This is a genomic window from Mesoterricola sp. MK458 (assembly GCF_055384935.1).
In genome coordinates this window covers 1673234-1699193 of the sequence record NZ_AP045075.1, presented here as the reverse complement: position 1 = coordinate 1699193, position 25960 = coordinate 1673234, and the positions used below count along the sequence as shown (strand labels likewise).

General features: G+C 71.2%; 27 protein-coding genes. 5 read left to right on the top strand and 22 right to left on the bottom strand.

From position 1 onward, the window contains the following. Window positions 1–12: 12 nt before the first annotated feature. From fliP to ACZ5LB_RS07315, 3 genes are all read right to left on the bottom strand, one after another. Window positions 13–765 carry a flagellar type III secretion system pore protein FliP gene (fliP, locus tag ACZ5LB_RS07325; RefSeq protein ID WP_464605526.1) on the bottom strand — a complete coding sequence of 251 codons (753 nt, stop codon included), beginning with the start codon at window positions 763–765 and terminating at the stop codon, window positions 13–15. Beyond that, entirely contained in the window at window positions 762–1277 is a 516-nt protein-coding gene (locus ACZ5LB_RS07320) for a FliO/MopB family protein (protein WP_464605525.1), read from the bottom strand. Before ACZ5LB_RS07320 ends, fliP begins: the two co-directional genes overlap by 4 nt. 98 nt (window positions 1278–1375) lie before the next feature. After that, window positions 1376–2224 (bottom strand): Cif family virulence factor, encoded by an 849-nt coding sequence (locus ACZ5LB_RS07315; protein ID WP_464605524.1) that lies wholly within the window; start codon window positions 2222–2224, stop codon window positions 1376–1378. Between the two features lie 83 nt (window positions 2225–2307). Between ACZ5LB_RS07315 and ACZ5LB_RS07310 the strand changes: the two genes are divergently transcribed. Next, window positions 2308–2844, top strand: a complete 537-nt coding sequence (locus tag ACZ5LB_RS07310; RefSeq protein WP_464605523.1) for a nucleotidyltransferase family protein — start codon at window positions 2308–2310, stop codon at window positions 2842–2844. Between the two features lie 4 nt (window positions 2845–2848). Here the strand turns inward: ACZ5LB_RS07310 and ACZ5LB_RS07305 are convergent, their stop codons facing one another. The 4 genes from ACZ5LB_RS07305 to purE form a co-directional block, all read right to left on the bottom strand. Then, window positions 2849–3208 carry a nuclear transport factor 2 family protein gene (locus tag ACZ5LB_RS07305; RefSeq protein ID WP_464605522.1) on the bottom strand — a complete coding sequence of 120 codons (360 nt, stop codon included), beginning with the start codon at window positions 3206–3208 and terminating at the stop codon, window positions 2849–2851. A gap of 88 nt (window positions 3209–3296) precedes the next feature. After that, entirely contained in the window at window positions 3297–4808 is a 1512-nt protein-coding gene (locus ACZ5LB_RS07300) for a TolC family protein (RefSeq protein WP_464605521.1), read from the bottom strand. 184 nt (window positions 4809–4992) lie between these two features. After that, complete coding sequence (lipB, locus tag ACZ5LB_RS07295) at window positions 4993–6072, bottom strand: lipoyl(octanoyl) transferase LipB (RefSeq protein WP_464605520.1); 1080 nt, start codon at window positions 6070–6072, stop codon at window positions 4993–4995. Window positions 6073–6144: 72 nt separating this feature from the next. Then, window positions 6145–6642 carry a 5-(carboxyamino)imidazole ribonucleotide mutase gene (gene purE / locus ACZ5LB_RS07290; protein WP_464605519.1) on the bottom strand — a complete coding sequence of 166 codons (498 nt, stop codon included), beginning with the start codon at window positions 6640–6642 and terminating at the stop codon, window positions 6145–6147. A 48-nt stretch (window positions 6643–6690) separates the two neighbouring features. On the opposite strand from purE, the gene ACZ5LB_RS07285 reads away from it, so the two are divergent. Both ACZ5LB_RS07285 and ACZ5LB_RS07280 read left to right on the top strand, forming a co-directional pair. Continuing rightward, window positions 6691–7980: a response regulator gene (locus ACZ5LB_RS07285; protein ID WP_464605518.1), complete on the top strand. Its 1290-nt coding sequence runs from the start codon at window positions 6691–6693 to the stop codon at window positions 7978–7980. After that, window positions 7977–9194 (top strand): aminoacetone oxidase family FAD-binding enzyme, encoded by a 1218-nt coding sequence (locus ACZ5LB_RS07280; RefSeq protein WP_464605517.1) that lies wholly within the window; start codon window positions 7977–7979, stop codon window positions 9192–9194. Before ACZ5LB_RS07285 ends, ACZ5LB_RS07280 begins: the two co-directional genes overlap by 4 nt. A 3-nt stretch (window positions 9195–9197) precedes the next feature. Here ACZ5LB_RS07280 and bla read toward each other — a convergent pair whose 3' ends face one another. The 10 genes from bla to bshC form a co-directional block, all read right to left on the bottom strand. Continuing rightward, the gene (bla, locus tag ACZ5LB_RS07275) at window positions 9198–10037 is read right to left on the bottom strand and encodes a class A beta-lactamase (RefSeq protein ID WP_464605515.1); all 840 of its coding nucleotides are present in this window, start codon (window positions 10035–10037) and stop codon (window positions 9198–9200) included. Then, complete coding sequence (locus ACZ5LB_RS07270; protein ID WP_464605514.1) at window positions 10034–11056, bottom strand: HAMP domain-containing protein; 1023 nt, start codon at window positions 11054–11056, stop codon at window positions 10034–10036. The genes bla and ACZ5LB_RS07270 overlap by 4 nt, the downstream gene beginning before the upstream one ends. 25 nt (window positions 11057–11081) lie before the next feature. Further along, the gene (locus ACZ5LB_RS07265) at window positions 11082–11897 is read right to left on the bottom strand and encodes a DUF4388 domain-containing protein (protein WP_464605513.1); all 816 of its coding nucleotides are present in this window, start codon (window positions 11895–11897) and stop codon (window positions 11082–11084) included. Between the two features lie 40 nt (window positions 11898–11937). Then, window positions 11938–12666: a pyridoxine 5'-phosphate synthase gene (locus tag ACZ5LB_RS07260; protein ID WP_464605512.1), complete on the bottom strand. Its 729-nt coding sequence runs from the start codon at window positions 12664–12666 to the stop codon at window positions 11938–11940. Between the two features lie 55 nt (window positions 12667–12721). After that, complete coding sequence (locus ACZ5LB_RS07255) at window positions 12722–14035, bottom strand: phosphohexomutase domain-containing protein (RefSeq protein WP_464605511.1); 1314 nt, start codon at window positions 14033–14035, stop codon at window positions 12722–12724. Between the two features lie 36 nt (window positions 14036–14071). Next, window positions 14072–15418 carry a dihydropteroate synthase gene (gene folP, locus ACZ5LB_RS07250; protein WP_464605510.1) on the bottom strand — a complete coding sequence of 449 codons (1347 nt, stop codon included), beginning with the start codon at window positions 15416–15418 and terminating at the stop codon, window positions 14072–14074. After that, window positions 15415–17340, bottom strand: a complete 1926-nt coding sequence (gene ftsH, locus ACZ5LB_RS07245; protein ID WP_464605509.1) for an ATP-dependent zinc metalloprotease FtsH — start codon at window positions 17338–17340, stop codon at window positions 15415–15417. The genes folP and ftsH overlap by 4 nt, the downstream gene beginning before the upstream one ends. A gap of 97 nt (window positions 17341–17437) precedes the next feature. Continuing rightward, a complete protein-coding gene (tilS, locus tag ACZ5LB_RS07240; protein ID WP_464605508.1) occupies window positions 17438–18433 on the bottom strand; it encodes a tRNA lysidine(34) synthetase TilS in 996 nt (331 codons plus the stop codon). Continuing rightward, window positions 18430–19146, bottom strand: a complete 717-nt coding sequence (gene bshB1, locus ACZ5LB_RS07235; protein ID WP_464605507.1) for a bacillithiol biosynthesis deacetylase BshB1 — start codon at window positions 19144–19146, stop codon at window positions 18430–18432. Before bshB1 ends, tilS begins: the two co-directional genes overlap by 4 nt. After that, the gene (gene bshC / locus ACZ5LB_RS07230) at window positions 19143–20327 is read right to left on the bottom strand and encodes a bacillithiol biosynthesis protein BshC (RefSeq protein WP_464605506.1); all 1185 of its coding nucleotides are present in this window, start codon (window positions 20325–20327) and stop codon (window positions 19143–19145) included. Before bshC ends, bshB1 begins: the two co-directional genes overlap by 4 nt. Before the next feature lie 26 nt (window positions 20328–20353). On the opposite strand from bshC, the gene ACZ5LB_RS07225 reads away from it, so the two are divergent. Continuing rightward, on the top strand, window positions 20354–20839 hold the full coding sequence (locus tag ACZ5LB_RS07225; RefSeq protein WP_464605505.1) for a hypothetical protein: 486 nt from the start codon (window positions 20354–20356) through the stop codon (window positions 20837–20839). Here the strand turns inward: ACZ5LB_RS07225 and ACZ5LB_RS07220 are convergent. From ACZ5LB_RS07220 to ACZ5LB_RS07210, 3 genes are all read right to left on the bottom strand, one after another. Then, window positions 20784–21773 carry a hypothetical protein gene (locus ACZ5LB_RS07220; protein WP_464605504.1) on the bottom strand — a complete coding sequence of 330 codons (990 nt, stop codon included), beginning with the start codon at window positions 21771–21773 and terminating at the stop codon, window positions 20784–20786. The genes ACZ5LB_RS07225 and ACZ5LB_RS07220 overlap by 56 nt on opposite strands. An 11-nt stretch (window positions 21774–21784) precedes the next feature. Continuing rightward, window positions 21785–22108: a PadR family transcriptional regulator gene (locus ACZ5LB_RS07215; protein ID WP_464605503.1), complete on the bottom strand. Its 324-nt coding sequence runs from the start codon at window positions 22106–22108 to the stop codon at window positions 21785–21787. Between the two features lie 79 nt (window positions 22109–22187). After that, complete coding sequence (locus tag ACZ5LB_RS07210; protein ID WP_464605502.1) at window positions 22188–23462, bottom strand: amidohydrolase; 1275 nt, start codon at window positions 23460–23462, stop codon at window positions 22188–22190. 222 nt (window positions 23463–23684) lie between these two features. Here ACZ5LB_RS07210 and ACZ5LB_RS07205 point away from each other — a divergent pair, with 222 nt between their 5' ends. Then, window positions 23685–23963, top strand: a complete 279-nt coding sequence (locus ACZ5LB_RS07205; RefSeq protein ID WP_464605501.1) for a hypothetical protein — start codon at window positions 23685–23687, stop codon at window positions 23961–23963. Here the strand turns inward: ACZ5LB_RS07205 and ACZ5LB_RS07200 are convergent, their stop codons facing one another. Both ACZ5LB_RS07200 and ACZ5LB_RS07195 read right to left on the bottom strand, forming a co-directional pair. Next, window positions 23964–24959 carry a type I glyceraldehyde-3-phosphate dehydrogenase gene (locus ACZ5LB_RS07200; protein ID WP_464605500.1) on the bottom strand — a complete coding sequence of 332 codons (996 nt, stop codon included), beginning with the start codon at window positions 24957–24959 and terminating at the stop codon, window positions 23964–23966. Then, entirely contained in the window at window positions 24956–25924 is a 969-nt protein-coding gene (locus tag ACZ5LB_RS07195; RefSeq protein ID WP_464605499.1) for a type I glyceraldehyde-3-phosphate dehydrogenase, read from the bottom strand. Before ACZ5LB_RS07195 ends, ACZ5LB_RS07200 begins: the two co-directional genes overlap by 4 nt. Window positions 25925–25960 lie beyond the last annotated feature (36 nt).

The following is a 25960-nucleotide window of genomic DNA, read 5'->3' as shown; positions in this document are numbered from 1 at the left end:
ACCTTTTCTCCATCAACCCGTGAACCCGCGCACCAGCGAGCCCACGATGAGGTACCACCCGTCCACCATCACGAACAGCAGGATCTTGAACGGCAGGGAGATCACCACCGGGGGCAGCATCATCATGCCCATGCTCAGCAGGATCGAAGCCACCACCATGTCCACGATGAGGAAGGGGAGGAAGATCATGAAGCCGATCTCGAAGGCCGTCTTGAGCTCGGAGATCAGGAAGGCCGGCATGAGGACCTCCATGGGGACGTCGGCCTTGGTCTGGGGCGGCGGCGCCTTGGCGATGCCCAGGAAGAGCGAGATGTCCTTCTTGCGGGTGTGCTTGAGCATGAAGACCTTCAGGGGGGCCGCGGCCTTGTCCAGGGCCTGGTCCACCGTGAGTTCGTTGCGGTTCAGGGGCTGCAGGACGGTGGTGTTAATCTCGCGCCCCACCGGCGCCATGATGAAGAACGAGAGCACCAGGGCCAGGCTGATCAGCACCTGGTTGCTGGGCGTGGAGGCCGTGCCCATGCCCTGGCGCATGAAGCCCAGGACGATGATGATGCGGATGAAGCACGTGGTGGTCATGAGGATGGTGGGGGCCAGGGTGAGCACCGTCAGGAGCAGCACCGCCTGGAGGGTGGCGGAGAGGGCAGGCCCCTGGGGCGTCTTGCCGAAGTCCACGGTCACGCTGGGCAGGTTCGCGGGGGCCTGCTGGGCGTGGAGGGCCGCTCCCGCCAGGAGCAGAATGAGCAGGGCGGGCCAGAACCTCTTCACGGCTTCTCCCCCCGCATCATGGCTTCCACGTCCCGCACGGCCATGGGCGTGGCGATGTCGGACTGCCGGGACAGCGCCTGGGCGAAGTCCGCGGGGCCTCCGGCCTCCACGCTGTCCAGGCGTGCCAGGAAGGTGACCCCCTGGGGGCCGAGGGCGATGAGGAACTTCTCGTCGTCGGCCCGGAGGATGGAAACGAAACGGCGGTCGCCCAGGGCCAGGGTCTCCTCCACGTTCAGGCGGGAGCCCCCGCTGCCGGGAAGGCGCTTGGCCCCCCACCTGCGGAAGGCCCACAGCCCGCCGCCGGCCAGGCCCAGCACGATGAGCATGGAGCCCAGGGCCCTCCATCCGGAAGGCGCGCCGCCCTCGTTCCGGCCCTGCGTCGGTTTACCGTCATCGGGCACGTACCGCTCCTGCAGGGCCCGCTCGGAGGGACCCGGGGGCGGCGCCTGGGCCAGGGCCCACGGCCCCGGCACCAGGAGGATTCCAGACAGGATGAGGCCTTTGATCGACACGACGGACTCCCGACACAGCGGGAGGAAGGTGCGACGCCCGTGCCAATACGGAACGAGGCCGGCAAGCCGGCCCCGTTCCGCTGTTTCCCGGTTCCGCGCTACTTGGCGGGGACTTCCACTTCCACGGCCAGCTTCCAGGCGCCGGCGGCCTTCTTCCAGATGTGGACGTAGTTGGAGGTCTGGGGACCCGAGGGGTCCTTGCGGGTCAGGGTCCCGCGGGAGAAGCCCAGGTCGCCGCCGCCGGAGATGACGGCCTCGGTGGGCTGGAAGGTCACGGCGTAGGGGTCCAGGTAGCGCTGCAGGCTGCCGGCGCCCTCGAGGGGGAAGCGGCCCTTGCGGTAGAGGCGGACGTTGGCGTCCACGCGCGCCTTGTAGGCGTTCTGGATGTTCTTGGCGGATTCCTCGCCGAAGGCGGTGTCCAGGGCCACCAGCTCGGCGGAGGCGGAGGGGCTCACGGTGGGGGCCGCGGGCAGCGCGGCGGTGGTGCGGGCCAGGGCCTTGGGGGCGGGCAGTTCGCTGGGGTCAGGCGTGGAGACGCCGATCTCCAGGCGCACCTTCCAGGGGGAGCCGGCGTCCCGCTGCCAGATGCTCACGAACCAGCCGTAGGCCGCATCCGGCGCGTCCTTGGCGCTCCGGAAGGTGTAGGGTCCCGTGGTGTAGCCCAGGTCGCCGGCGGCGGAGGTCTCGGCGCGGATGGGGAACCACTGGAGGGAGGCGCCCATTTCCAGCTGGGTGCCGTAGTAGGCCAGGCCGTTCACGGCCCGGGGAATGAAGACAAGGCCGTCCTTGTGGAAGGCGCCCATGAAGGCGGCCCGGATACCGTCCTTGGCCGACTGGTCGGTGAACGCATATTCCGCCGCCACGAGGCTTTGGGCGGCTGGGGTGAGGGCCGGCCCGGTCTGGGCCACGGCGGAGGCGAGGACGAAGGTGAGGGGCAGCAGCGGCATCAAAATCTCCACAAAAGTTCGGTAAGTGGATGATACCGCCAAGGCCCTATCCTGTTGGTTACAACTTTCCCAGGGGCCCGTCCATGCTACCCGCCGTGATCCTAGCCGCCGGCGCCTCCAGGAGGCTGGGCCGGCCCAAGCAGCTGGAGCGGTACCGGGGGGAGTCGCTCCTGCGCAGGGCGGTGGCCGCCGCGGGCGCCTGCGACCCGGTGGTGGTGGTGACCGGGTGCCGGGCGGAAGCCATGGCCGGGGAGCTGGAGGGCCTGCCCGTTCGGGTGGTCGTCAACGCCGGCTGGGAGGAGGGCATGGCCAGTTCCCTGCGCGAGGGGGTGCGGGCCCTGGACCCCGGGGCCGAAGGGGCGCTCTTCCTGGTGTGCGACCAGCCCGCGGTGGACGCCGCCCTGGTGGCGAGACTCCTGGGGGCCTGGAAGGGCGCGCCCGTGGCCTGCGCCTACGGCGGCGTCCGGGGCATCCCGGCGATCCTGCCGGCCCGGACCTTCCCCGCGCTCCTGGCGCTGCGCGGGGATCGGGGCGCCCGGGGCCTGCTCCAGGGGGACGACGTGGTGGAAGTGCCTTTCCCGGAGGGCGCCTGGGACGTGGATGAGCCTGGCGACCTGTGAGCCGTCAGTTCCTCGGAATGGGCAGGCCGTGCATGCGCAGGAAGGTCAGCTTGTCCCAGTATCCGCGCTGGAACACGATGAGGCCGTCCACCACCCGGAAGAAGCCGCAGCCCCGCAGCCCAAGGGGATCGCGCCATTCGAGGATGGCCCATTCCCCGTCCTCGAAGATGTTCTCCACGATGCAGATCATCTCGGCGCCCCGGAACCCTTCGGCGAACATCCGCCGGATGGCTTCGCGGCCCTCCACGGGGGCCTCGGCGACCTGGTGGTTCACGGCGTCCTCGGCGTAGAAGGCGGCGAGTCCGTCGGGGTCGGCCCGGTTGAAGGCCTTCGCCCAGGCCATGACGAGTTCCTTGGGACGCATGGGGTTCCTCCTTGCGGGCTTGTGCGACGGTAAAGGGCGGGACCGCGGCTCGCCGCGATCCCGCCCTTGCGCGGCGCCCCGGGTGGGGCTACTTGATGGTGAGGTTCCGGGCTTCCATGAGGTTGCCCACGGCCTGCTCCAGGGAGGTGACGGCCTTGGCGTAGGCGATCTGGGCCTGCAGCTCGGCGCTCTTGGCGTTGTCCAGGTTGGTCATGACCTGGAGGACGACGAAGTTGGTGCTCATGCCGTTCTCGAACTTCTTCTGTTCGGCCTCGAGGTTCTTCTGCTGGTAGTAGCGGGTCTTCTCGGCGGCCTTCACGCCCTTCTCGGCGGCCTCGACGTTGCGCACGGCGGTGCGCACCTGGAGGGTGATGCTCAGTTCCTGGTCCCGAAGGCCCAGTTCGCTGCTGCGCAGGTTGGCGCGGGCGGCGGACAAGTTGCCCTTGGCGGCGCGGTTCTGGATGGGCATGGAGAACTGCAGGCCGATGGTGTAGCCGGGGTACTTGCTGCCGGTCAGGTCCTTGTTCACCGAGCTCAGGGAATCATAGTTGCTGGAGTTCCCGGTGTAGGTGCCGAAGGCGGACAGCGAAGGCAGGGTCTTGTTCTCGGCCACCTTGGCGTTGAGCTGGGCCACTTCCTTGCCGATGCGGGCGGACTTGAGCTCCACGCGGCGCTCCAGGGCCATCTTCACCGCGGCGGACTCGTCGAGCTGCGTGTGGCCCAGGGTGGGCGAATCGGTGCTGGCGAGGGAGGTGGGGCGCTCGGCGTTGGGATACATGGACCGGATGAGGGCGTCCTTGGCGTTGGCGAGCGCAGCCTCGGCGGCGATGATGTCCTGCTCGGCCTGGGCGACCTGGGCTTCGGCGCTGGTCACGTCGATGGGCGCCATGGTGCCCACCTGCATGCGGATGGTGTTCTCCTTGAGCTGCTTCTGGGCCAGCTCCAGGGAGACCTTCTTGTTGGCGAGGTAGCGCTCGGCGTAGACGAGGTCCCAGTACTGGCCCTCGGTGCTGGCCACGAGGTTGATGATGGCCAGCTGGAACGTGTAGTCAGCGGCCTGGGCGTTCTTCTGGGCCACGACCATGGGGGCGGTGGTGATCTCGCGGCCGAAGCCCGCCAGGAGGTTCTGGCTGTAGGTGGCGGTGACGGCGCCGGAGTAGGGGTAGGTGTTGCTGGTGGCGACGTCGGGCGTGCCCAGGGTCACGCCCCGGTAGTAGCTGTAGACCGGCGCGTACTCGAATTTCACGCTGCCGCCCCACACGAAGTTCTTGGCCAGGTCCACCGTCAGGCTGCGGCCGTAGGAGGTGTACTGGGAGGCCACCGCCGTGGAGGAACCCTTGAACAGGGGCGAATTGGAAGCGGTGTCGATGCGGGAGGACTGGACCTGGCCTCCGAGGTTCCAGTCGAAGACGCCCTGGCTGGTGAGGTAGCCGGCCTGGGTCACCTCGCGGCTCTGGCGGGCGATGTCCACCTGGAGGTTGTTCTGCAGGGAGATCTGGATGGCTTCCTGGAGGCTGAGGTGCTTTCCCTCGGGAGCCGGGGTCTGGGCCACCAGGCTGTAGCACATTGCGAGGACGGGGACCATGGAGGCACGAACCATCACCACTCCTTAGGTGTCAAATGGATGAAACTTGATCAATCGGCATACGAACAAGGGAAACACGGGTTTAGCCGCAATCCTATCTGAGCATGAACGCCCGGCGGGCGGAGGGCAAGGTGTATTTCACCAGGTGTTGAAATTATCCGGACCCCCGCAGGTATGGAGGGGGCCGGCGGGAAAAGGTTTAGGGCACCGGCGCCTCGAGGTGCTTGCGCAGGCGCCGGAGGGCGGCCTTGGAGCCCTCCCACATCATGAGGTCGTGGGCCTCCTGGAACCCGCACCAGCGATACTCGCTGTGCTCGTCCAGGGCCAGGGCCACCTGCGCGCCGGGCTCCACCTCCATGTGGAAGCAGATCTCCCGGTTGAACCGGGGCGGGCCGGGGGGGAGCCCGAGAATGGCGGGGTCCATCCAGAAGCTGTGGGCGAAGCCCATGTCGGTGAGCGTGCCCACGAGGCCGGTCTCCTCCATGAGCTCGCGGTGGGCGGTGGCCTCAGGGGTCTCGGCGGGCTCGACCATGCCGGTGACGCTGGACCACCAGAGGCCCTGGTCGGGGTTGCGCAGCATGACGAGGATCTCCACGCCGCCGGGTCCCCGGCGCCAGGTGAGCGCCGAGACGCTGCGGCTGGGCTCGGGCGCGGGCTGCACGTCCAGGCCCAGGGTCACGGCCATGTGGGCCTGGAGGCTGTCGGCGGCCTGGTCCCAGGTGGGGGCCGCGTCGCCCAGGAGCGATGCCAGGGAGCACACGCCCTTGTCGGTGATGCCGCAGGGGGTGATCCACCGGAAGTGGGCCAGGTCCGGGGCGACGTTGAAGGCGATGCCGTGGGTGGCGATCCAGCGGTTGAGGTGGATGCCCAGGGCGCCCAGCTTCTCGGGTCCCCGGGGGGTCTCCACCCACACGCCGGGGTAGCCCTGGAGCCGGTCGGCCTTGACGCCGAAATCGCCGGCGCAGCGGATCATGGCCTCCTCCAGGCCGCGCACGAGCCGGCCCACGTCCTCCCGGCCCCCCTTGAGGTTGCAGATGGGGTAGACCACCACCTGGCCGGGGCCGTGGTACGTCACCTGGCCGCCCCGGTCGGTCTCGAAGACCTCCACGCCGCGCTCCTCCAGGAAGGCGTCGGTGACGTGGATGTCCTGCCGGGTGGCGTTGCGGCCCAGGGTGAACACGGGGTTGTGCTCGAGCACAAGGATCTGGTCCGGACGGGTGCCGTCCTTCACGTACTCGGCCATGGCCTTCTGCATGCGCAGGCCAGCGGCGTAGAGCACGTGGCCCAGACGGCGGAACTGTGCGGGTCTGGATTGGGTGAAACCTATTCCTGTCATCCTTTCAGACTAGCATCAGAGGGAAAGATCGTCGTCGGCCAGGGCCTTCTCGGTCTGGGCCTTGCGGTAGGCCAGGAGGCGCTCCCGCACGCCGGGGTCCCCCAGGGCCAGGATGGATGCCGCCAGCAGCGCGGCGTTGACGGCCCCGGCCTTGCCGATGGCCAGGGTGCCCACGGGGATGCCCGCGGGCATCTGGACCGTGGAAAGCAGGGAGTCCATGCCGTCCAGGGCCCATCCCTTCATGGGCACCCCCAGGACCGGCAGGTGGGTCTTGCCCGCGCAGACGCCGGCGAGGTGGGCCGCGCCGCCGGCGGCGGCCACCAGGACCCGGATGCCGCGGCCTTCGGCGGCCAGGACGTAGTCGATGACCTTGTCGGGGGTCCGGTGGGCGGATGCGACGTGGGCCTCGAAGGAGACGCCCAGCGCGGCCAGGGTGCGCGCGGTCTCCTTCATCGTCTCCCAGTCGGACTTGGACCCCATGAGGATTCCCACGAGGGGGCTGGCTGATCGCATCGGCGCTCCTTGACCTGGAAAACCATTATCATGGGGGTCATGGATCCCGTGAACATCTCTTTGGGGGGGCTTCCCCTTCGCTCCATCCTGATCGTGGATGACGATGCGGTCGTGCGGCGCTACCTGGAAGCCCAGCTTGCGCACCTGGGGTGCCGGCTCGCCTTCGCGGAGGACGGGCCGGAGGCCCTGGCCCGCATCGAGGACGAACCGCCCGACCTGGTGCTCCTGGACATCGTCATGCCGGGCATGGACGGGTTCGAGGTGTGCCGCCGCATCAAGGGCGACCTGGCCACCCAGCACATTCCCGTCATCCATTTCACCTCCCTGGGCCAGGAGGCCAAGGAGCGCAGCTTCGAGGCGGGGGCCGACGACTTCCTCAACAAGCCCCTCAATATCGTGGAGCTGCGGAGCCGGGTGCGCAGCCACCTCCTGATCCGGAGCCTCCAGGAGGAGCTCAAGGCCAACCAGGGCCCGCACCGCGCCTGGCGCTGGGAGGAGCAGCCCCGGGCCCGGATCCTCGCGGTGATCGCCGACGTCGACCTGCGGGAATGGGTGGTGGACAAGCTGCGAACCCAGGGCCACGACGTGCTCTGGGCCGATTCCCTGCGGGCGTGCCTGGACCGCATGGGCCAGGGCCTGCCCGACCTCATGGTCATCGACCACGTGCTTCCCGACGGCGCCGCGGGCGACTTCGTGGGCCACCTGCGCAACTTCGCCAAGAGCCGCGAACTGCCGGTCCTGATGCTGTGCTCCCGGGAGGCCATGGAGCGCAAGCAGGTGGGGGGCGACGCGGGCCCCACGGACTACCTCGTCGTCCCCTCCAACGGCACGGAGATGCGCATCCGGGTGGACGTCCTGCTGCGGGAGGGCCGCCTCCTCGCGGGGCGCAGCGCCGGCCGCATCGGGCCCGAACGGGACCTGCTGGTGGATCCGCCCACCGGCGCCTATTCCGAAGCCTTCCTGGAGGCCCACCTCACCCTCGTGCAGGGCTGGCCGGCGGGGACCCACCCACCCCTCGCCCTCCTGGGTGCGGGCTGTTACCAGCCGGTGGCGGGCTGGCTGGAGGCCAAGGACCACATGGTCCGGAGCGCGCGGCTGCTTTGCGCCGGCCTCGGGCCGGGCGAGGCGCTGTGCAGGGTGGCGGACCGCACCTTCGTGCTGCTCCTGCCCGGTACGGACGCCCAGGGGCTGGACGCGCGCATCCAGGCCCTGCGCGCGGCGGGCTTCACCGGCACCCTGGCGGGGCTTCCGGTGCCTCCCGGAGCCTCGGCCGCCGCCCTCCTGCGCGGCCTCGCCCAGGCCCTGCAGAAGGCCCAGGGCCCGGCGGCGGCCCCTTGAGGGTCCTGGTGGCCGGAGGCGGGGCCGCGGGCATGATCGCGGCCTGGCGCGCGGCGTGCGCAGGGCACGACACCACGCTGCTGGAGGCCAACGACCGCCTGGGCATGAAGATCCGCATCAGCGGAGGCGGCAGGTGCAACATCACCCACGACGGCCCCATGGCCGCGGTGCTGGCGGCCTTCCCCGCGCCCCAGGCCCGCTTCCTGCGCCCGGCCCTGCACGCCTTCACCAACCAGGACGTGCTCGGGCTGCTGGCCCGGGAGGGCGTGCACACCCAGGCCCGGGACAACGGCCGCGTGTTCCCCGTGGACGGCCCGGGATCGGCCGCGCGGGTCACGGCCGCCTTCGAGGCCGCCGTGCGCCGCGCCGGCGTGCACCTGCGCCTGGGGGCCAGGGTCCGGGCCCTGGAAGGGGCGGCGCCCGCGCTGGAGGCCCTGGTGATGGAGGACGGCACCTGGCTGCGGGCGGACCGCTTCATCCTCGCCACCGGCGGCGCCAGCTATCCCAGGACCGGCACCCGCGGCGAGCTCCTGGCCGCCCTGGGGGCCCTGGGCGTGCCCGTGGCGCCCTGGTTCCCCGCCCTGGCGCCCATTCCCCTGCGCGACCCGCGTCCGGAATGGGAGGGCGTCGCCCTGCGGGACGGCGCGCTCGTGCTGAAGGCGGGACCGGAAGGCCGGGTCCTGGGCCGGTTCCGCGGGGACATCCTCTTCACCCGGGCCGGCATCTCGGGCCCGGCCGCCCTGGAGCTGAGCCGGCCCGTCGAGGCCGCGCGCAGGGCTGGGGCCGCGTGGCTGGGCTACGACACGGGCGCGGGGGACGTGGACGGGGAGCTGGTGGGCCTGCAGCGGTCCAACCCCCATCTCGCGGTGCGCACCTGGCTGGGGCGGTGGCTCCCGGAGCGCGCGTGCGCGCCGGTGCTGGCGGAGCTGGGCATCGCCCCGGACCAGCGCATGAAGGACCTGCCCCGGGCCGCGCGCAGGGCTCTGGCGGCCCTCCTGGGGGCCTTCCCCCTGGGGGAGCCGGGCCGGGTGGACCTGGAGAAGGGCGAGGTCTCGGCCGGGGGCGTCCTGCTTTCCGCCGTGGACCCCCGGACGATGGCGGTGAAGGGGTGGGACAACCTGCGGGTCTGCGGGGAGCTGCTGGACGTGGACGGGCCGGTGGGGGGCTACAACCTGCAGGCGGCGTTCAGCACGGGGTTCCTGGCGGGGAGCTGATCCTTACCTGGGTAAGGAGGCGACTAGGCGGCCCACTTCGGCGAGGATGGCGTCCCGTCCCTTGGCGTCCAGCCGGGCTCCGGTGAGGTAGGCCGCCACGAACATCGGGCGGCCCCCCGGGGGCGTGACGGAGGCGATGTCGTTGGCGGTGCCGGAGCGCTCGAAGCCCGATCCGGTCTTGTCCGCCACGGCCCAGCCGGAAGGGAAGCCCGCGCGCAGGCGGTGGGCGCCGGTGGTGGAGGTGGCCATCCAGTTCTGGAGGCGGGCCCTGGAAGCGGGGGCAAGGGCCGGGCCGGTCAGCAGCTCCCGCAGGGTGCGCGCCATGGCCGCGGGGGAGGTGGTGTCCCGCGGATCGCCCCTGGGCACGTCGTTGAGCTCGGGTTCCCGGCGGTCCAGGCGGGTGGTGGGGTCGCCCAGCCCCCGCACGAAGGCGGTGACGGCGCCGGGGCCGCCGAAGGCGTCCAGGAGCAGGTTGGCGGCGGTATTGTCACTCACCTGGACGCTGGCGGCGCAGAGCTCCTCCAGGGAGAGGGCGCCTTCGGCGAGGCGGGCGCGGGTGACGGGGGCGTAGTCCAGCAGGTCCTTCGCGCCGTAGGGCAGCTTGCGGTCCAGGGCGGCCTGGCCCGCGTCCACCTTGGCCAGCACGGCGCCGGCCAGCAGCACCTTGAACGTGCTGCACATGGGGAACCGCTCCCCGGCGCGGTACGCCAGGACCCGGGCCCCGGAGGCGTCCAGGACGCACACGCCGAGGCGGCCACCACTCCTGCGCTCCAGGGACCGCAATGCCGGGGCCTGGGCTGCCAGGACCGTCCCCAGCAGCAGGAAGGCCCAGGCCCGGATCAACCCTTGGCCTTCTTGAACTGGGCGATGATGTCGTCCACGGATTCCTTCTTGTCGTCGGCTTCCAGGGTGGCCTCGAAGATGTGCTCCTGGGTGGCGATGACGCGGTTGTCGAAGACCGCCTCCTCCTTGGGGGGCATGCCCACCAGGGTGCCCTCGATGTTGAAGATGGCCAGGAGGCGGTTGAGGCCGTCCTTGAACTGCTTGAGGAGCAGCACCACCTTCTCCACCTTCTGCCGGGTGATGTCCTGGAACTGGAGGGTGTTGAGGATCTCGAAGGCCTCGTCGGCCACGGTGTTGAGCGGGGCCAGGCAGGCCTCCAGGTCCGCCGGGGGCGGCGGGGGGTTCATCTGGTGCTCGAAGAGGAACTCCAGGATCTCCTGGGCCAGCTGCGCGGGATCGGCGCCCTGGGTGGCCTTCTCCAGGTAGGTGTCCATCTGGGCGTGGAACTTCGCCTGGGCCTCCTGGGTGGCCAGCAGGGCCTTCACGGCGCCCTTGACCGAGGTCTGGGCCTGGTCGCTGGCGGCCATGAGGACGTCGAGGCGGTTCATGACGTTCTGGGTGGCCTTCTCGGTGTCGGCGGTGATGGCGTCCAGCTGGGCCGCGAGTTCGGGAACCTGGGTGCTCTGCTGCTTCACGGAGCTGTCCAGCTGTTGCAGGTTCATGAGGGTGGAGTTGATGCTGGCCACCAGGGCCCCGAGCTCGCCCTTGGCCTGGATGTCGATCTGCTGGAAGATCTTGCCGTTGGCCATGTCCTCGGCGGCCCGGGCCAGGCGCTGCAGCTCGGTCTGGCTCTCCTGGTGGATTTCGGAGCGGATGGCCTGCACCAGGTCCAGGAGGGCGTCGAGGCGGTGGTCCAGGGCCTCGCCCCGCTCGCGGAACTCCCTCAGCAGGCCTTCGGGCTGGATCTCCTCGGCCACGACGGCAACGCCCGTTTCGCTGGTTTCACCGGTTTCGATGGGGTCGACGGACGCATTGGGCTCGCTGGGCTCGGCGGGGGTGAGGGCTTCCTGGTTTTCCATGGGATATCCCTGTGAAAGGTCCGGGTCAAGGCGCGGGACGGACGGTGATGGAGTTTCCTTCGGTTAGTCCCCACGATTGCATAAGTTCCTTCGGAATACCAACGCTCTGGTCATCCATGGCCCGGTTGAAGCGCACCGGTTCCACGGAGACCCCTTCGGGCCACACGAGCCGGACGCTGGCCACCGTGCCGTAGGGCCCCACCCCCTGCCAGCGGGCCTCCGCGGCCCTGCCCAGTTCGATGTGGTCGGCCTTCCGGAACAGGGTGCCCTTGAGGGCCGTGGCCTGGAGGACGACGTCGGGCTCGAGGATCGTCAGGCGGTGGGCCTCCTTGAGCTGCGCGCAGGCCTGGAGGACGCTCACCTCGCTCTGGCCCGAGGCCTGGATGACCTCCTGGAAGGTGCGGTACCCGTCCAGGAAGGGCAGGCACCGCCGGTCCTCCTGGAAGATGCGCAGGCCCTGGGTGAGGGCCGGCTCCTGGAGGCGCGGCCAGGGCACCACCCGCAGGCTGGGGAAGATGCCGCGCAGGTGCTTGCGGGAATCCGCGGTGCGCGCGGCCTCCATGAGCAGGTCCGGCACCGAGCGCCGGATGGTGGTGGGGGCCTTGAACTTGGTGGAGACGAACTCGAATTCGCCCTTGTCCCATTCCAGGATCTCGAAGGCGGCGGATTCCCCCAGGGTGGATCCGATCTCCGCGTGGACCACGTCGCCGTTGAGGACGTAGAGCACGCCGGAAACCTTGGGCTGGTTCACCAGGAGCTTTCCCGTCTTGCGGTTCACGTTCAGGAGCTGCACCACGTCCATCAGGGAGATGCTCTGCAGGTTGCCGCGGAGGGTGGTCATCGATCACCCTCCCATCGCCTGGAGCCGCCCCGGTCCATGTTCATTCTCCGCCTTCGTTGATCTTCGAGATCATCTCCCGCACGGCCGTGTCCAGGCCCACGAGGAGGGCGCGGCCGATGATGGCGTGCCCGATGTTGAGCTCCTCGACCTCGGGGATCGCGGCCACGGGGCCGACGTTGAAGAGGCTGAGGCCGTGGCCCGCCAGGACCTTCAGGCCGAGCTTGGCGGCCAGTCGCGAGGCGTCGCGCAGCCGGTTGAGCTCGGGCAGCGGATCGGCGCCGGGGGTGACGTCGGCGTAGACGCCGGTGTTGAACTCCACCGCCTCCGCCTCCAGCTTGGCGGCCATCTTCACCTGCTCCTGCTGGGGATCGATGAACAGGCTCACGCGGATCTCGGAGGCGTGCAGCTCCCGGATGATCTGCCGGAGGTGGGCGTGCAGGAAGAGGGCGTCCAGCCCCCCCTGGGTGGTGAGCTCCTCCCGGGTCTCGGGCACGAGGGTCACCCACGCGGGCTTGACGGGCACCACGGCCTCCATGGCCTCGGACGTGGCGGCGCACTCGATGTTGAGCGGCACGGCCAGGACGTCCTTCAGGACCTTGAGGTCCCGTTCCTGGATGTGCCTGCGGTCCGCGCGGAGGTGGACGGTGATGCCGTGGGCGCCGGCGCCCTGGGCCAGCAGGGCCGCCGCGACGGGTTCGGGCTCGTGGCCGCCCCGGGCCTGGCGGATGGTCGCCACGTGATCGATGTTGACACCAAGACGTACGGGCACTTCGGACTCCAGGCGGATGTTGTCACGGCAAGGTCAGGCTTCCAGCCTAGCAGATTCAGCCCAGGGCGAGGTCCGCCCGGGCCGCGATTTCCAGCGTCCGGAGGGCATCCTCCATCAACCCGGCGCTCCGCGCCTCCACCATGAGCCGGAGCTTGGGCTCGGTGCCCGACCAGCGCACCACGATGCGGAGGTCGTCGCCGTGATCCGCCTGGAGCGCGGCCATGGCCGAGGTCAGCCCGGGGCAGTCCTCCACGGGGCGGCGATCCCGGGCCAGGATGTTCACCAGGCGCAGGGGCCAGGCCTGGAAGCGCCAGGACCAGCGTTCCGGGGCGGGGCGGCGCAACAGGGCCCGCAGAGAGGCCAGCGCCGTGGCAAGGCCGTCGCCGCTGGGCCCGACGTGCTTCTGGATGACGTGGCCGGAGGCCTCGGCGGCCAGGTCCCATTCGCGCCGGCCCAGTTCACGGAGCATGAACTTGTCGCCCACCTGGGTGCGGACGAAGGGGATGTCGCGCCCCGCGAGGGCCTCCTCCAGGCCCGCGTTGCTCATGAGGGTGCCCACCACGCCGGGGACGTGCTCGCCGCGGGCGCGCAGGTCCTGGGCCAGGAGCCAGAGAAGCTGGTCCCCGTCCACCAGATCGCCCTGGGGATCGACCATCAGGCACCGGTCGCCGTCGCCGTCGAAGGCGATGCCGATGGCCGCGCCCCGCTCCCGCACCTGGGCGGCGAGGCCATCCAGGTGGGTGGAGCCCACCCCCACGTTGATGCGCGCGCCGTCGGCGGGCACCCCCATCCAGTGGATCGTCCCCCCGCGGAAGACCAGGGGGGCCCAGGGCGCGGTGGAGCCGTGGGCGCAGTCCACCACCATGGAAAAGCCTTCGGGCAGGTCCAGGGGCTCGAGCTGGCGGATGTATTCCAGGGGCAGGGCCTCTTCCAGGGGCAGGGCGGCGGGGCCGGCCTTCACGGTGCCCAGGGCCTCGTACGCGGCCTCCACGGCGGCCTCGTCCTCCTCGGCGAGCTTCTCGCCCAGGCCGTCGAACCCCTTGATCCCGTTGTCCTCGGGGGGGTTGTGGCTGGCCGAGATCATGAGGCCCCAGGCGCGGGGCCGGAGCAGGGCGGCGTAGGCCACCGCCGGGGTGGGCACGAGGCCCAGGACGCAAAGGCGCAGGCGCCCGTCGAGGCCGGAGACGAAGGCCTGGGCCAGGGGTTCCGAGCTCAGGCGGGGGTCCCAGCCGATGACCATCTCCTCGATGCCGCGGGCCTGGGCGACCCGGGCCCAGGCGGCCCCCCAGCGGGCGGCGTCGTCCAGGGTCAAGGGGGATTCGAAGGCCTTGCCGCGTACCCCGTCCGTGCCGAAATAATTCAGTGCCATGGTCGTCCTTTAGGATTCTTCGCCTGTGGAGGAATTCTACAACCCGGGGGCCGCCGGTGCCAGGGCCAGCCGGTACTGCACCTGACGCAGGGCGATGCCGTCCTGCCATTCGGTGCGCCGCGCCGGGGTGAGTTCCCATCCCGTCCGTTCATAGAACCTGCGGCCCCTGGCGTTGCGTTCCATGACCCACAGCACCGCCTCCCGGAACCCGGCCTCCCGGAGCCCGTCCAGGGCCCGGGCCATGAGGGCCCTGCCCAGGCCCTGCCCCCAGGCCTCCTTGACCAGGTAGATGGCGTGGATCTCCCCCGCGGCGGGGGTGGCCTGGTCGCGGCAGGGCCCGCCCACGGCGAACCCCGCCAGGGCGCCCCGGGCGTGCAGCGTCCACATGGCCCAATGCGGCCTGGGGGTGGCCAGGGATTCGGAGAAGGCGGCGGCGATGGCCGGGGCGGAGAGGCCCGCCAGGAGCGATTCGGGCAGGATGCCGGGGTAGGTGGCCTTCCAGGCGTCCACCTGGACCTGGGCCAGGGCCGCGGCGTCCTCCGGCGTGGCCCTGCGGATCACCGGCAGGGTGACCGCGTGGGTGCGGAAGACCCGGTAGCCCATGCGCGCGGCCTCGTGGTGGGCGCGCCCGCCGTGGGGATCCCGCTCCAGGGGAGGGAGCCCCGGGCTTCCCGCGCGCCAGGCCAGGAACCGCTTCCGGGAGATGCCGATGCAGAACCGCTCCACAGGCCAGTCCAGCGCGGCGGGAAGGGCCGGCAGGGCCTCCCAGAGGGCGCGGTCCTCCACGAAGGTGGTGCCGAAGCCGAACCCGGGATCCAGGAGGATGCGGGCGGGGTCCACGCCGGCCTGGAGAAGGCCGTCCCTGACGGTGGCCAGCTCGAACACGGCGTCGGTGGCGGATTCGTTGCCGGGGCCGCCGTAGGGGGGCATGGCCAGGGCCCCGTCCTCCAGGCGGCTCCGCATGGCGATGAGGCCGCAGCGGCTGTTGCGGGCCACGTGCAGGAGGCCCGGGTCCTGGAACCCGGTGACGTCGTTGATGATGGCCACCCCCATGCGCAGGCCCCGGGCGGCCACTTCGCCGTGGCGGGTGTCGAGGCTCAGGGGGACGCCGGGCAGGGCCGTGCGGAACAGCGCGAGGACCGGCTCCAGCCGGGCCCATTCCTCGTCCGGGGAGACGTTCCCCGCGCCGGGGCGGGTGCTTTCGGCTCCCAGGTCCAGTGCCCGGGCCCCCTGGTCGAGGAGGCTCCGGGCCTGGGCCAGGGCCTGGGCGGGGTCCAGGAACCGGCCCCCGTCGCTGAAGGAGTCCGGCGTGACGTTGAGGATCCCCAGGTGGAGGGGATCCTCAAGGTCCAGCGCGCCGGACGCCGTCTGCCAGGAGGTCACGCCGGGCTGAGGGCGGGCTTGAGCCCCGGGTCGGGGGGGGTGTTGGGCTTGCTGGAGCTCTGCTCCGAGGCCGACGGGGGCGGCTTGGGCGGCAGGACCTCGCCGTTCATGAGCCGGGTGACGTCCACGGCGTCCAGGGTCTCGCGCACCAGGAGGGCTTCGGCCAGGCCCACCAGGATCTCGCGCTTGTCGCGGATGATGGTCTTGGCCCGTTCGAAGTTGCGCATGACGATGGCGTGCACCTCGGAATCGATGAGGCGCGCGGTGTCCTCGGAGAAGTCCCGGCGCTGGCTGAAGTCCCGGCCCAGGAAGATCTCGTGCTCGCCCTGGCCGAAGCTGAGGGGCCCGAGCTTCTCGCTCATGCCGTAGTCGCACACCATCCGGCGGGCGATCTGGGTGGCGCGCTCGATGTCGTTGGCCGCACCGGTGGAGAGCCGGTCGAAGAAGGCCTCCTCCGCCACGCGTCCGCCCATGAGGATGGCGATCTCGCCTTCCATGCGCTCGCGGGTGGAGGAATACCGGTCCCGCTCAGGCAGCTGCCAGGTGACGCCCAGGGCGCGGCCCCGGGGGATGATGGTGACCTTGTGCACGGGATCGGCGTTGGGGATGGTGGCGGCGACCACGGCGTGGCCCGCCTCGTGGTAGGCGGTGTCGCGCTTGTCCTCGTCGCTCATGACCATGGACTTGCGCTCGGAGCCCATGAAGACCTTGTCCTTGGCCTGTTCGAAGTCGACCATCTCGACCCACTTCTTGCTGGTGCGGGCGGCGTAGAGCGCGGCCTCGTTGCAAAGGTTGGCCAGGTCGGCGCCGGCGAAGCCCGGGGTGCCGCGGGCGATGACCTCCAGGTCGACGTCGGGGCTGAGGGGGATCTTGTCGGCGGTGTGCACCTTGAGGATCTCGAACCGGCCCTTGAGGTCGGGGCGGTCCACCACCACCCGGCGGTCGAAGCGGCCCGGACGGAGCAGGGCGGGGTCGAGCACGTCGGGGCGGTTCGTGGCGGCGATGAGGATGACCCCCTCGTTGCCCTCGAAGCCGTCCATCTCCACCAGCAGCTGGTTCAGGGTCTGCTCGCGCTCGTCGTGGCCGCCGCCCAGGCCCGCGCCGCGGTGGCGGCCCACGGCGTCGATCTCGTCGATGAAGATGATGCAGGGGGCGTTCTTCTTGCCCTGCTCGAAGAGGTCACGCACGCGCGAGGCGCCCACGCCCACGAACATCTCCACGAAGTCGGAACCGGAGATGGAGAAGAACTGCACCTTGGCCTCGCCTGAAATGGCGCGGGCCAGAAGGGTCTTGCCGGTGCCCGGAGGGCCCATGAGCAGGACGCCCTTGGGGATCTTGCCGCCCAGCTTGACGAACTTGGCCGGGTCCTTCAGGAACTCGACGATCTCCTGCAGCTCCTCCTTGGCCTCGTCGCACCCGGCGACGTCGGCGAAGGTGACCCGCCGCGTGGTGGTGTTGAGCCCCCGCGCCCGGGCCTTGCCGAAGCTCAGCGCCTTGTTGCCGCCCATCTGGGCCTGGCGCATGAAGACGAACCAGAGCACCACGAAGACCAGCAGCGGGCCCCAGAAGACCAGCATGTACATGAAGTTGTTCTCACTGGGCTTGGCGGCCTTGAACTCGTCGAGCTGGCCTTCCTGCTTCCAGCCGAGGATGGCCTTGCCCAGGTCCTGCATCGGGGGGGCGACGGTCTTGAACTTGTCGATGGTCTCGCCCTTGGCCGACTTGACCGGGTTCTTGTACGTCCCCTCGATGTCCACGCCGGTGAGCGTGACGCTGCGGTATTTGCCCTCGACCCCTTCCGTGTAGAACGTCGAGAAGGGGATCTCGTTGACGCGGGTGTTGGTGGGGATCTGCTTTAACGCCAGGAGGACCAGGGCGATGATCCCGATCCACACCAGCGCGCTTTTCATCATGGAATTCAAGGTGCCTCCAGGGGGGGACTCCCCGCCGATATCCAGTCTAACCTGCATCGGCTCGACCGGTTCCTGACTTTGGATGCCTCCGGGAGCCTCGAGGTTCTCAACAACGCTTCAAAGTCCATGGAAATAAGCTTTCCTGGGCCGTATTTGCCGGGCTCGCGTCCGTGGCGTCCAGGCGCCAGCCGCCCCAGGTCTTGGCCTTGCCGGGGCGCCTGGCCAGGTGGGGCGCCAGCCAGGCCGCGAGGTCGCGCAGCAGGGCGGCCTCCCGCGGCCAGCCCCGATCCTGGAAGGCCGCGAGGAGCACCCAGCGCAGTTCGGGTTCCGCCCAGCCCCGGGCCAGGAGGAGCCCGGAGGCGCCCACCTCCCACCGGGCGCCGCGCCAGGCCGCCACCTGCGCGTCCTTGAAGGCCGCGAGTTCCTCCACCTGCAGGTGGGTCTCCCACAGGTGCGCGTCAAGGCCGGGCGCCTCCCGGCGCATGGGCTCCAGGAGCGCCCGCCAGCGGTTCCGGGGGGTGAAGGGGTCGGCGTTGCTGGCATCCTCCATCCAGGCCACGCCCTTGGCCTCCAGGTAGGCGCGCAGGTCGGACCGGCGCGCCTGCACCAGGGGGGACCAGCGCAGGCCCTGGCGCGCCGCCAGCGGGGTGAGGCACCCCGCGCCGCCGCCCCGGGACAGGCGCACCAGGACCGTCTCGGTGTGGTCGTCCAGGGTGTGGCCGGTGGCCACGGCGATGGCCGAGCAGCTCTCGGCCTGGGCGCGGAGCCAGCCCCACCGCAGCTCCCTAGCCGCGGTCTCCAGGCCCTGGCCCGTGGCCTGGGCATGGGCCCGCACGTCCAGGGCGGCCTCCACCAGGTCCAGGTCGGCGCCGCGGCAGATGTCCCGCACCCGGTCGGCCTCCGCGCCGGCCTCGGGGCGCAGCCCGTGATCGGCGTGGGCCACCACCAGCTCGAGGCCCAGGCTCCTTCGGACCGACCACAGGAAGGACAGGAGCGCCAGGGAATCGCCGCCGCCGGAGCAGGCCACGAGGACGCGGCCGTCCTGCACGCCGTCGCCCCGGGCCTTCACCTCCCCGAGCCACTGGGTCTCCCGGCGGTTCACGGATGGGTCTGGAGCAGGGCCAGGAGCCGGGTGAGCGCCTGGGGCACGGGGCTGTCGGACCACAGCGCCTCGGCCCAGGTGGCGCGGATGAGGGAGCCCCAGTGCATGGCCCGGCCCTCCACCCCGCGGCGGAAGGCCGGGTCGGAGATGCGCGTCGGGGGCCTCGAGGGGTCCGCGGAGAACTGGCTTCCGAAGGCGTCGAAGGCCGCCATGCGCCGCTCCCACACGGAGGAGACGTCCACCACGTGGTCGGGGCGACCCGGGTTCTCGCCGCCCACCCAGGCCAGGGCCGACGGCCGCCAGGGCTCGCCGGGGCAGGGGTAGTTGCGCAGGCCCGCGTAGTACGCGGCCTCCTTCACGAGGCGGAAGGCGCGGCGGTGGTCGGGGTGCCGGTCGTCGGGGTCGGGCAGGATCAGCACCTCCGGCCGGAGGGAGCGGATCATCTTCATCACCTGGATGCGGTGGGGCTCGGTCTCCTCGAACCGGGCGTCGGGCAGGTCCATGATGATGCGGCGCACCCCCAGGATGCGCGCGGCCTCCATGGCCTCGGCGTGGCGGGTGGCGGCGTCACCGCGGGTGCCCAGCTCCCCCGCGGTGAGGTCGAGGATGGCCGCGGACAATCCCTTGTCGGCCGCCAGGGCCAGGATCCCGCCCACGTGCACTTCCCCGTCGTCGGGGTGGGCGCCCACCACGAGCAGATCGAGCGCGTTCATGCTTCCTCCAGCAGGACCACGGGCGCCGCCCCGTCGAGGGCGGCCAGCATTCGGTCCAGAAGATCATCCTGACGCAGCCAGAGGAGCCCGGGAAGGACCCGCTCCTGGGGCTTGCCGAGGGGAAAGAGGCGCTGGCGGAGCCGCTCGGGATCCATGCCCAGGGCCAGGCCGGCCCGGTCCCGCCGCAACCGCCGGTCCAGGCGCTCCAGACGGTGGCGCGCCCGGGCCAGTTCCTGGGCGAACCGGCTGGCGGTGGCCGCGTCCCAGCCCGGGTCGGGGCTGCCGGCGAGGGCGGCGCTGGGCAGGGTGGATCCGTCCTGGGCGCCGGGGAAGTCCTCCCAGCGCCCGTTCCGGAGCGGCTCCAGGTCGCCGGTCCCCAGGGACGCGCCCCGGGGGAGGACGAACGCCGAGGGCCGGCTGATGATGCGGGGCCTGGCCAGGCCCACCCGCTCCCAGCAGGGCTCCGTGAGGCGCCAGTAGGCCCGTTCCCCGGGGCCCAGGACCACGGCCTCCAGGCCCGGCAGCAGGAGCGACTGCATGAGGGGCCGCAGCGCCGCGCCCGGGCTCAGCCAGCGCCCCCGGGGGCAGGGGTCCCCCGGCTCCAGGCGCGTGCGCCGGCCGGTGTGGGGGTCCAGGGTGAACCAGGCGGACTGCTGGCGCGGGTCGAGGCCGTAGGGCACGCCGGAGGCGTCCAGGGCTTCCGCCTGGCGCACCAGGTCGCGTTCCAGGCCGAGGCTCCGCCAGCGCTCCAGTTCCTCCTGGATGGGCGCGCGCAGGGCCGGGTCGGTGGGGGAGAAGGGGCGAAGGCCACGCTTCCACAGGGGCGCGCCAAGGGCGAGGGCGTGCCCCCTCAGGGTGGGTTCCGCGGGCAGGGGGGTTTCGCCCCACAGCGCCTCGGCTTCCTGCTGGTGGTCCCCGGTCCAGGGCAGCCACCCCGTGGCGGTGTTGTCGGGCGCCGCGAACCGGAAGCGGTGGGGGAGGATGCGGTCCCCCCGGAGCCCGACGGTGCTGGCCACCTCCAGGCGGTCGTGGTCCTCGTCGGCAAGCCAGTAGACGGCCTCTCCGCCGAGCCTGCGGGCTTCCGCCAGCGCGGCCAGGGCCTTTACCACCGAAAGGGCGGGAGTCCAGCCAGCTCCGATCTGCTGGCCGGTGGCGACGCGGGGACAGGGGGACGGTTCCATGCCTCAAGCCTATCTATAATGGGCCCATGGACGGACTTTTCCTTGAACCCTGGCTGCCCCCCCCCGGGCCCGGGCTGGCCCGCCTGGCCATGGAAGCCGCGGACGAAGCCGGGCTTGCCCGTCTGGAAGCCTGGCCGGAATTCCAGAAGGGCGGCATCGGTTTCGGCGGCCTGCCCCCCTTTCTCGCCTGGCATGGGGTGCGGGGCGGGCACCACCTGATCCTGGTGCAGCCCCGGGAGGTGGGGGCCCTGGTTCCGGGCGCCCGGCCACCCCAACTGCCGGAAGGCTGGCTCCAGGACCTGGACCTGGAGGCCCTGGCCCGCCCCTTGGCCCGGCATCCCGCCTTTCCGGGCGGCGCCTCGATCCACGTGGTGGGCATCCTGGGCCCCGGGCGGATGCGGGTGAGAACCCGGGGCGAGGACCCCGGGGACCTGGTGGCCGGCGTCCTGGAGCGGATCAGTTCCGTGCGGGGGTGGAGCCGTCTGTCCGCACCAGGCGGATCACCCGGGTGAGGCAGGAGATCGTGGAGGCCACGGCGATGATGATCAGGACCGTGGCCACGAAGGCGTCCGCGGCCCCGGACAGGTCCCGGGTGCGCCCCAGGTCCCGCAGGGCGTCCAGGGCCCGGGCGATCTCCGGCCGGCGCCCCTGGATGGCCATGAGGCAGATGCCCGCGGAGAAGGCGTCGGCCAGGATGCCGTAGACCAGGCGGAACCTCACCAGATGGGGCTTGGCCAGGCACAGGGCCCCCACGGCGACGCCCGAGAACGTGAGCGCCAGCACGGGCCAGAACAGCTGGGCGTGAATCCCGGTCCAGAGGGGCCCGGCCGTATACACCGCGCCCATGCGGGAGGACCATGCGATGGGCAGGCGCCGGAAGCCCTCCACCCACCACGCCGCGAAGAGCAGCCCGAAGACGACCTCGGCGAGGGACCCGGACCTGGGGATGGGCTTCGGGCCCTGCTTGAGCAGGGGCGGGAGCTTCAGGGGGTCCCACGCCCGGGCGGCGTCCTTGCCGCTCACCAGGATGAAGACGAGCGTGATGCAGCCCAGGGCGAACAGGGCCGAGAACGCGAAGGAGCCCAGGGCGTCCGCCATGGACGCCAGGGGGTGGGCCGACAGGAAGGCCGAGGGCACCGCGACGACGGCGTGGAGCGGCAGGAGGATCCACAGAAGGACGACCTTCACCACGAACCGGTAGAGCATGGAGAGGGCGGGGTCCAGCAGGGGCTTCTCCTGCAAGTACTGCCCGGCCACCTGGAGGGGATTGCCCACCTTCGCCAGCATCGCGGCGGTCTCGGCCTCGTCCAGGGGCCGCCCCAGGGCCGCTTCGCGGTCCTCCTTCCGGCAGCGTAGATCCTCGGCCAGTTCGGCGGCGATGTCCTGCTGGCTGGCCCGGGGCAGCCAGAACCGCACGGCCTGCACGTAGCGTTCGATCAAGTCCATGTCCATGCTCCTCAGAGGATCTGTTCCAGGGATCGGCCGATGCCGCGCCACTCCTCGATGAGCAGGGCCAGCGTGGCCGCGCCCTCGGGGGACAGGCGGTAGAAGCGCTTGTTGCGCTTTTCCTCCTCCCGCCACTCGCTGAGGAGGAGACCCTGGGTCTCCAGGCGGCGCAGGAGGGGGTAGAGGGTGCTTTCGTCCAGTTCCAGGCCGTGGTCGGCCAGGGATTTCCGGAGCGTGTAGCCGTAGCGCTCCGAGCGGAGTTCCGCCAGGACCGCCAGCACGAGGCTGCCCCGGCGCAATTCCAGGCGCAGGTTTTCGAAGACGTCTGGGTTCATGGCCTCACACTGTGCGGCGTATGCCGTTCGACACATAGTGTGTGTCACACAGTATGGTCTGTCAACCCCTTCTCCGCCTTCAGGGCCTGCCGAGGGCCTCCAGGGCGGAGAACGTCAGCGCCAGGACGCCCGTGCGCAGGGTTCCTGGCATGGCGGGGGCGAATTCGGCTGAGTGGAGGGAGGGCAGGGGGGCGCCGCCCTCCTTCGCGGCCTGGAACCGGGCCGGGTCCACCGTACCGAAGCGGAGCATGGCCGAAGGAATCCCGGCCGCGGTGCCATAGGCGCCGAAGTCCTCCGAGACCATGTCGGGACGGCCAGGGGCGACCGCGCCCGGACCCAGCTCGCGGGCGAGGCGCGCCGCGAGCCGGCGGGTGAAGTCGGGGTCGTTCCAGGTGGCGGGCATCGTTTCGCCCAGGTCCAGCAGGGGTTCCCGGGGGGCGCCCGCGGCCAGGGCCTCGCCCTTGGCCACCCGCGCGATGCCGGCCAGGAGCCGGGCCTGGACCTTCGGGTCGTAGCTGCGCACCGTCATGAGGAGGGTGACTTCGCCGGGGATGACGTTGGTCTTGGTGCCGCCGTTGATGGCGCCGATGGTGAGCACCGCGGGCTCCAGGGGATCCTTCTCCCGCGAGACCAGGGTCTGCAGGGCCAGGACCGTGCGCGCCGCCAGGACGATGGGGTCCACGGCGGCCTCGGGCCGGGCGCCGTGGCCGCCCCGGCCGTAGAGCGTCAGGGAACCGGAATTCACCGCGGCCATGGTGTACCCGGCCACGTACGTCACGCTGCCGGTGGGCAGGTCCGGCGCGTCGTGCAGGGCGATGGCGAAGCCCGGCTTGGGAAAGCGCGTCAGCAGGCCGTCCTGGAGCATGGCCTTGGCGCCTTCCCCGGTTTCCTCCGCGGGCTGGCCCACCATCACCAAGGTGCCCCGCCACAGGTCCCGGTGCCGGGCCAGGAGACCCGCCGTGCCAACCCACGACGCCATGTGCGCGTCGTGTCCGCAGGCGTGCATGACGCCCTTGGTCCCGCTGGCGTAGGGCAGGCCGGTGCGCTCCTCCACGGGCAGCGCGTCCAGGTCCGTGCGCAGCAGCACCACGGGGCCCGGGCCGTTGCGCAGGACGCCGACGATGCCGCCGCCCACCGCCGAGACCTCGTAGCCGTCCTGCCGGAGGAGCTCGCCCATCCTCGCCGCGGTACGAGTCTCGTGGCCGGACAGCTCGGGGTGGCGGTGGAGGTCCTGGTAGAGGGTCACGAGCCGGGGCAGCATCGCCTCGAGGTCCTCCCGCAGCGGCGGGCCCGCCTGGGCGGAGGCCAGGGCAGCCCAGGCGAGGGCCGGAAGGAGCCGTAGGTGGATGCGCATGGGAACTCCAAAAGGGTTCGCGGTTTTCGGGTGGGCCTGGGAAAAGCATACCGGCCCTGCGCGGTCGCCGGGGCGGGGGTTGACACGCGAGGAACCGCGGCCTAGATTGGCTGCGCGTTGGCCAGGACCTGACCGATTCTATTATAAGAAGCTTATATACATCTGATTGGCTGTGGCGCTCCCCGGAGCGGCCGGTGAGTCCCTGTTACAGAAAGGCATCCCATGTCCAGGAACATTGAGGGGCTCGAGCCCCCGGCAGGGCTTTATCTGGACAGTCCCAAGCTGTCCGTTCTTCGCCAGGGGTTCCCGCCGGTTCTGGCGGCGCAGGTGCTTCGGCTGCTGGGTGACCACCGGCTCAGGGACGTTCCGGAGGGCCATGCCGTCCAGCCGCCCGTGAGCGGGGTGGAGCCGCCCCGCGCCCGCCTCCGGGAGCTCCTGGGACGGTACCCGGAAGTTCTTTCTGCCCTGGACGCGCGCGGCGCCCCGGGTTCGCCACCGTGATCAGAGCCGGTTGACCAGTTCGCAAAGCCTCGCGGCATAGGCCACCTCGTTGTCGTGCCAGCCGCAGACCTTGATCATGCGTCCGCCCACCACCCGGGTGAGGTCCGGGTCCATGACCACGCTTTCCTCCCGGCCCGTGAAATCCCGGCTCACCAGGCCCCCTTCGCTCACGGCGAGGATGCCCCGGAGGCGGACGCGCGCGGCCTCGTCGAAGGCGTCGTTCAGGGCCTCGGCGGTGACGTCCCGGGGAAGCAGGGCGGTGAGGTCGACCAGGTTGACGTTGAGGCAGGGCACCCGCAGGGCCCAGCCGTCGAACCCGGCGGGAAGGTGGGGCAGAGCGGCGCGCAGGGCGCCGAAGGCGCTGCTGGTGGTGGGGATGATGCTCATGAAGGCGGCCCGGGCGCGGCGCAGGTCCTTGTGGGGAAGGTCCAGGAGGCGCTGGTCGTTGGTGGCCACGTGCACGGTGCTCATGCTGGCGGCTTCCAGGCCGAAGGCCTTCTCCAGGACGTCCAGGATGGGGGCGGTGGCGTGGGCGGTGCAACTGGCGTTGGAGATGACCCGGTGGCGCTCCGGGTCCAGGAGGTTGCCGTTGAAGGGATGGATCACCGTGAAATCGGCGTCGGGGCTTGGCGCCGAGATCACCACCTGGCGCACGGGGCCCCGCAGGTGGCGCGCGGCGCCCTCCCTCGCCACGAAGCGGCCGGAGGCCTCCACGACCACCCGCGCCCCCAGGGCGTCGAAGGGGATGCGGGCGGGGTCGGTCTCGTGGAAGAGGGGATATTCCTTGCCCTCCATGACGAGGAAGTCCTGGTCGCCCTTGCGCAGGCCCAGGACCGCGGGGTGGTCGTCCCCGTGGATGGAGTCGAAGCGCAGGAGGTGCACCACCGTCTCGAGGTCGGCGGGATCGTTGAGGGCGCAGAGGCGGTGGGGGCGCGCCAGGGCCAGGCGGCGGGTGGCCAGCCTTCCGATGCGTCCGAGTCCGTTGATGGCGATCATCGGGCCAGCTCCAGGCAGAGGTCCCTGAGCCGCGCGGCGTAGGCGGCCTCGTTGTCGTACCAGGCGAAGACCTTCACGAAGCGGGGAGCGTGGACGCGGGTGAGGTAGGGGTCCAGGATGCAGCTGGCCTCGCGCCCGCGCAGGTCCACGCTCACCAGGGGCGCCTCCAGGCGCTCCACGAGGCCGGGCCGTTCCGCGGCCGCCAGGGCGGCGTGGACGGCATCCAGGTCCGCGTCCCGCCCCAGGTGGACGCCCAGGTCGAGGATGCTCACGTCGGGGGTGGGGACCCGCACGGCCAGCGCGTCGAAGCGGCCCAGGGTCCAGGGCAGCACCTCACCCAGGCACCGGGCAGCCTCCGTGGGCGCGGGGATCATGCTCATGCTCGCGGCGCGGGCCATGCGCAGGTCGGGGTGGGGCAGGTCCAGGATGCGCTGGTCGTTGCCGTAGCTCTCCACGGCCGTGGCCAGGCCGGCCTCCACGCCGAAGGCCGCGTGCAGGGCGCTCACCAGGTGGGCCAGGGCGTGGGTGGCGGGACAGGCGGCGCTGAGCACCGCCCCACGGGAATGATTGACGCCCACCACCACGGTGGCGTCGGCGTCCGGGGATGGGGAGCCGATGACCACGTGGCGCACGGAGCCGCGCAGGTGCCCCGCGGCCTGGGCCCGGCGGGTGAAGCGCCCGGAACATTCCAGCACCACCTCGGCGCCCAGGTCCCCGAAGGGCGTCAGGGACGGCTCCGGCGCCGCGGACAGGGGCACCCGGCGGCCGTCGAGCACCAGATGCCCGCCTTCGGCCACGGCGGTGAAGGGCGCCTTGCCGTGGACCGAGTCGTACGTCACCAGGTGGGCCAGGGTGGCGGCGTCGGCGGGGTCGTTCACCCCCACCAGCTCCAGGCCCGGCTCCAGATGGATCCGGCGCAGCACCTGCCGTCCGATGCGGCCCAGACCGTTGATGGCGATGCGCATTCGATTCCCCAGAATGGAGAGAGCCGGCAGGGGGTT

Bases quoted from the DNA above. Each gene is read 5' to 3' on its own strand.
- ACZ5LB_RS07310 (WP_464605523.1), top strand. From the start codon at position 2,308: ATGCTACCCGCCGTGATCCTAGCCGCCGGCGCCTCCAGGAGGCTGGGC.
- ACZ5LB_RS07270 (WP_464605514.1), bottom strand. From the start codon at position 11,056: ATGGAAAACCAGGAAGCCCTCACCCCCGCCGAGCCCAGCGAGCCCAAT.
- ACZ5LB_RS07195 (WP_464605499.1), bottom strand. From the start codon at position 25,924: ATGCGCATCGCCATCAACGGTCTGGGCCGCATCGGACGGCAGGTGCTG.
- ACZ5LB_RS07255 (WP_464605511.1), bottom strand. From the start codon at position 14,035: ATGGCACTGAATTATTTCGGCACGGACGGGGTACGCGGCAAGGCCTTC.
- purE (WP_464605519.1), bottom strand. From the start codon at position 6,642: ATGCGATCAGCCAGCCCCCTCGTGGGAATCCTCATGGGGTCCAAGTCC.
- ACZ5LB_RS07220 (WP_464605504.1), bottom strand. From the start codon at position 21,773: ATGGACTTGATCGAACGCTACGTGCAGGCCGTGCGGTTCTGGCTGCCC.
- ACZ5LB_RS07215 (WP_464605503.1), bottom strand. From the start codon at position 22,108: ATGAACCCAGACGTCTTCGAAAACCTGCGCCTGGAATTGCGCCGGGGC.
- ACZ5LB_RS07265 (WP_464605513.1), bottom strand. From the start codon at position 11,897: ATGACCACCCTCCGCGGCAACCTGCAGAGCATCTCCCTGATGGACGTG.
- ACZ5LB_RS07305 (WP_464605522.1), bottom strand. From the start codon at position 3,208: ATGCGTCCCAAGGAACTCGTCATGGCCTGGGCGAAGGCCTTCAACCGG.
- ACZ5LB_RS07200 (WP_464605500.1), bottom strand. From the start codon at position 24,959: ATGATCGCCATCAACGGACTCGGACGCATCGGAAGGCTGGCCACCCGC.
- ACZ5LB_RS07210 (WP_464605502.1), bottom strand. From the start codon at position 23,462: ATGCGCATCCACCTACGGCTCCTTCCGGCCCTCGCCTGGGCTGCCCTG.
- ACZ5LB_RS07225 (WP_464605505.1), top strand. From the start codon at position 20,354: ATGGACGGACTTTTCCTTGAACCCTGGCTGCCCCCCCCCGGGCCCGGG.
- bshB1 (WP_464605507.1), bottom strand. From the start codon at position 19,146: ATGAACGCGCTCGATCTGCTCGTGGTGGGCGCCCACCCCGACGACGGG.
- bshC (WP_464605506.1), bottom strand. From the start codon at position 20,327: ATGGAACCGTCCCCCTGTCCCCGCGTCGCCACCGGCCAGCAGATCGGA.
- ACZ5LB_RS07315 (WP_464605524.1), bottom strand. From the start codon at position 2,224: ATGCCGCTGCTGCCCCTCACCTTCGTCCTCGCCTCCGCCGTGGCCCAG.
- ACZ5LB_RS07205 (WP_464605501.1), top strand. From the start codon at position 23,685: ATGTCCAGGAACATTGAGGGGCTCGAGCCCCCGGCAGGGCTTTATCTG.
- ACZ5LB_RS07300 (WP_464605521.1), bottom strand. From the start codon at position 4,808: ATGGTTCGTGCCTCCATGGTCCCCGTCCTCGCAATGTGCTACAGCCTG.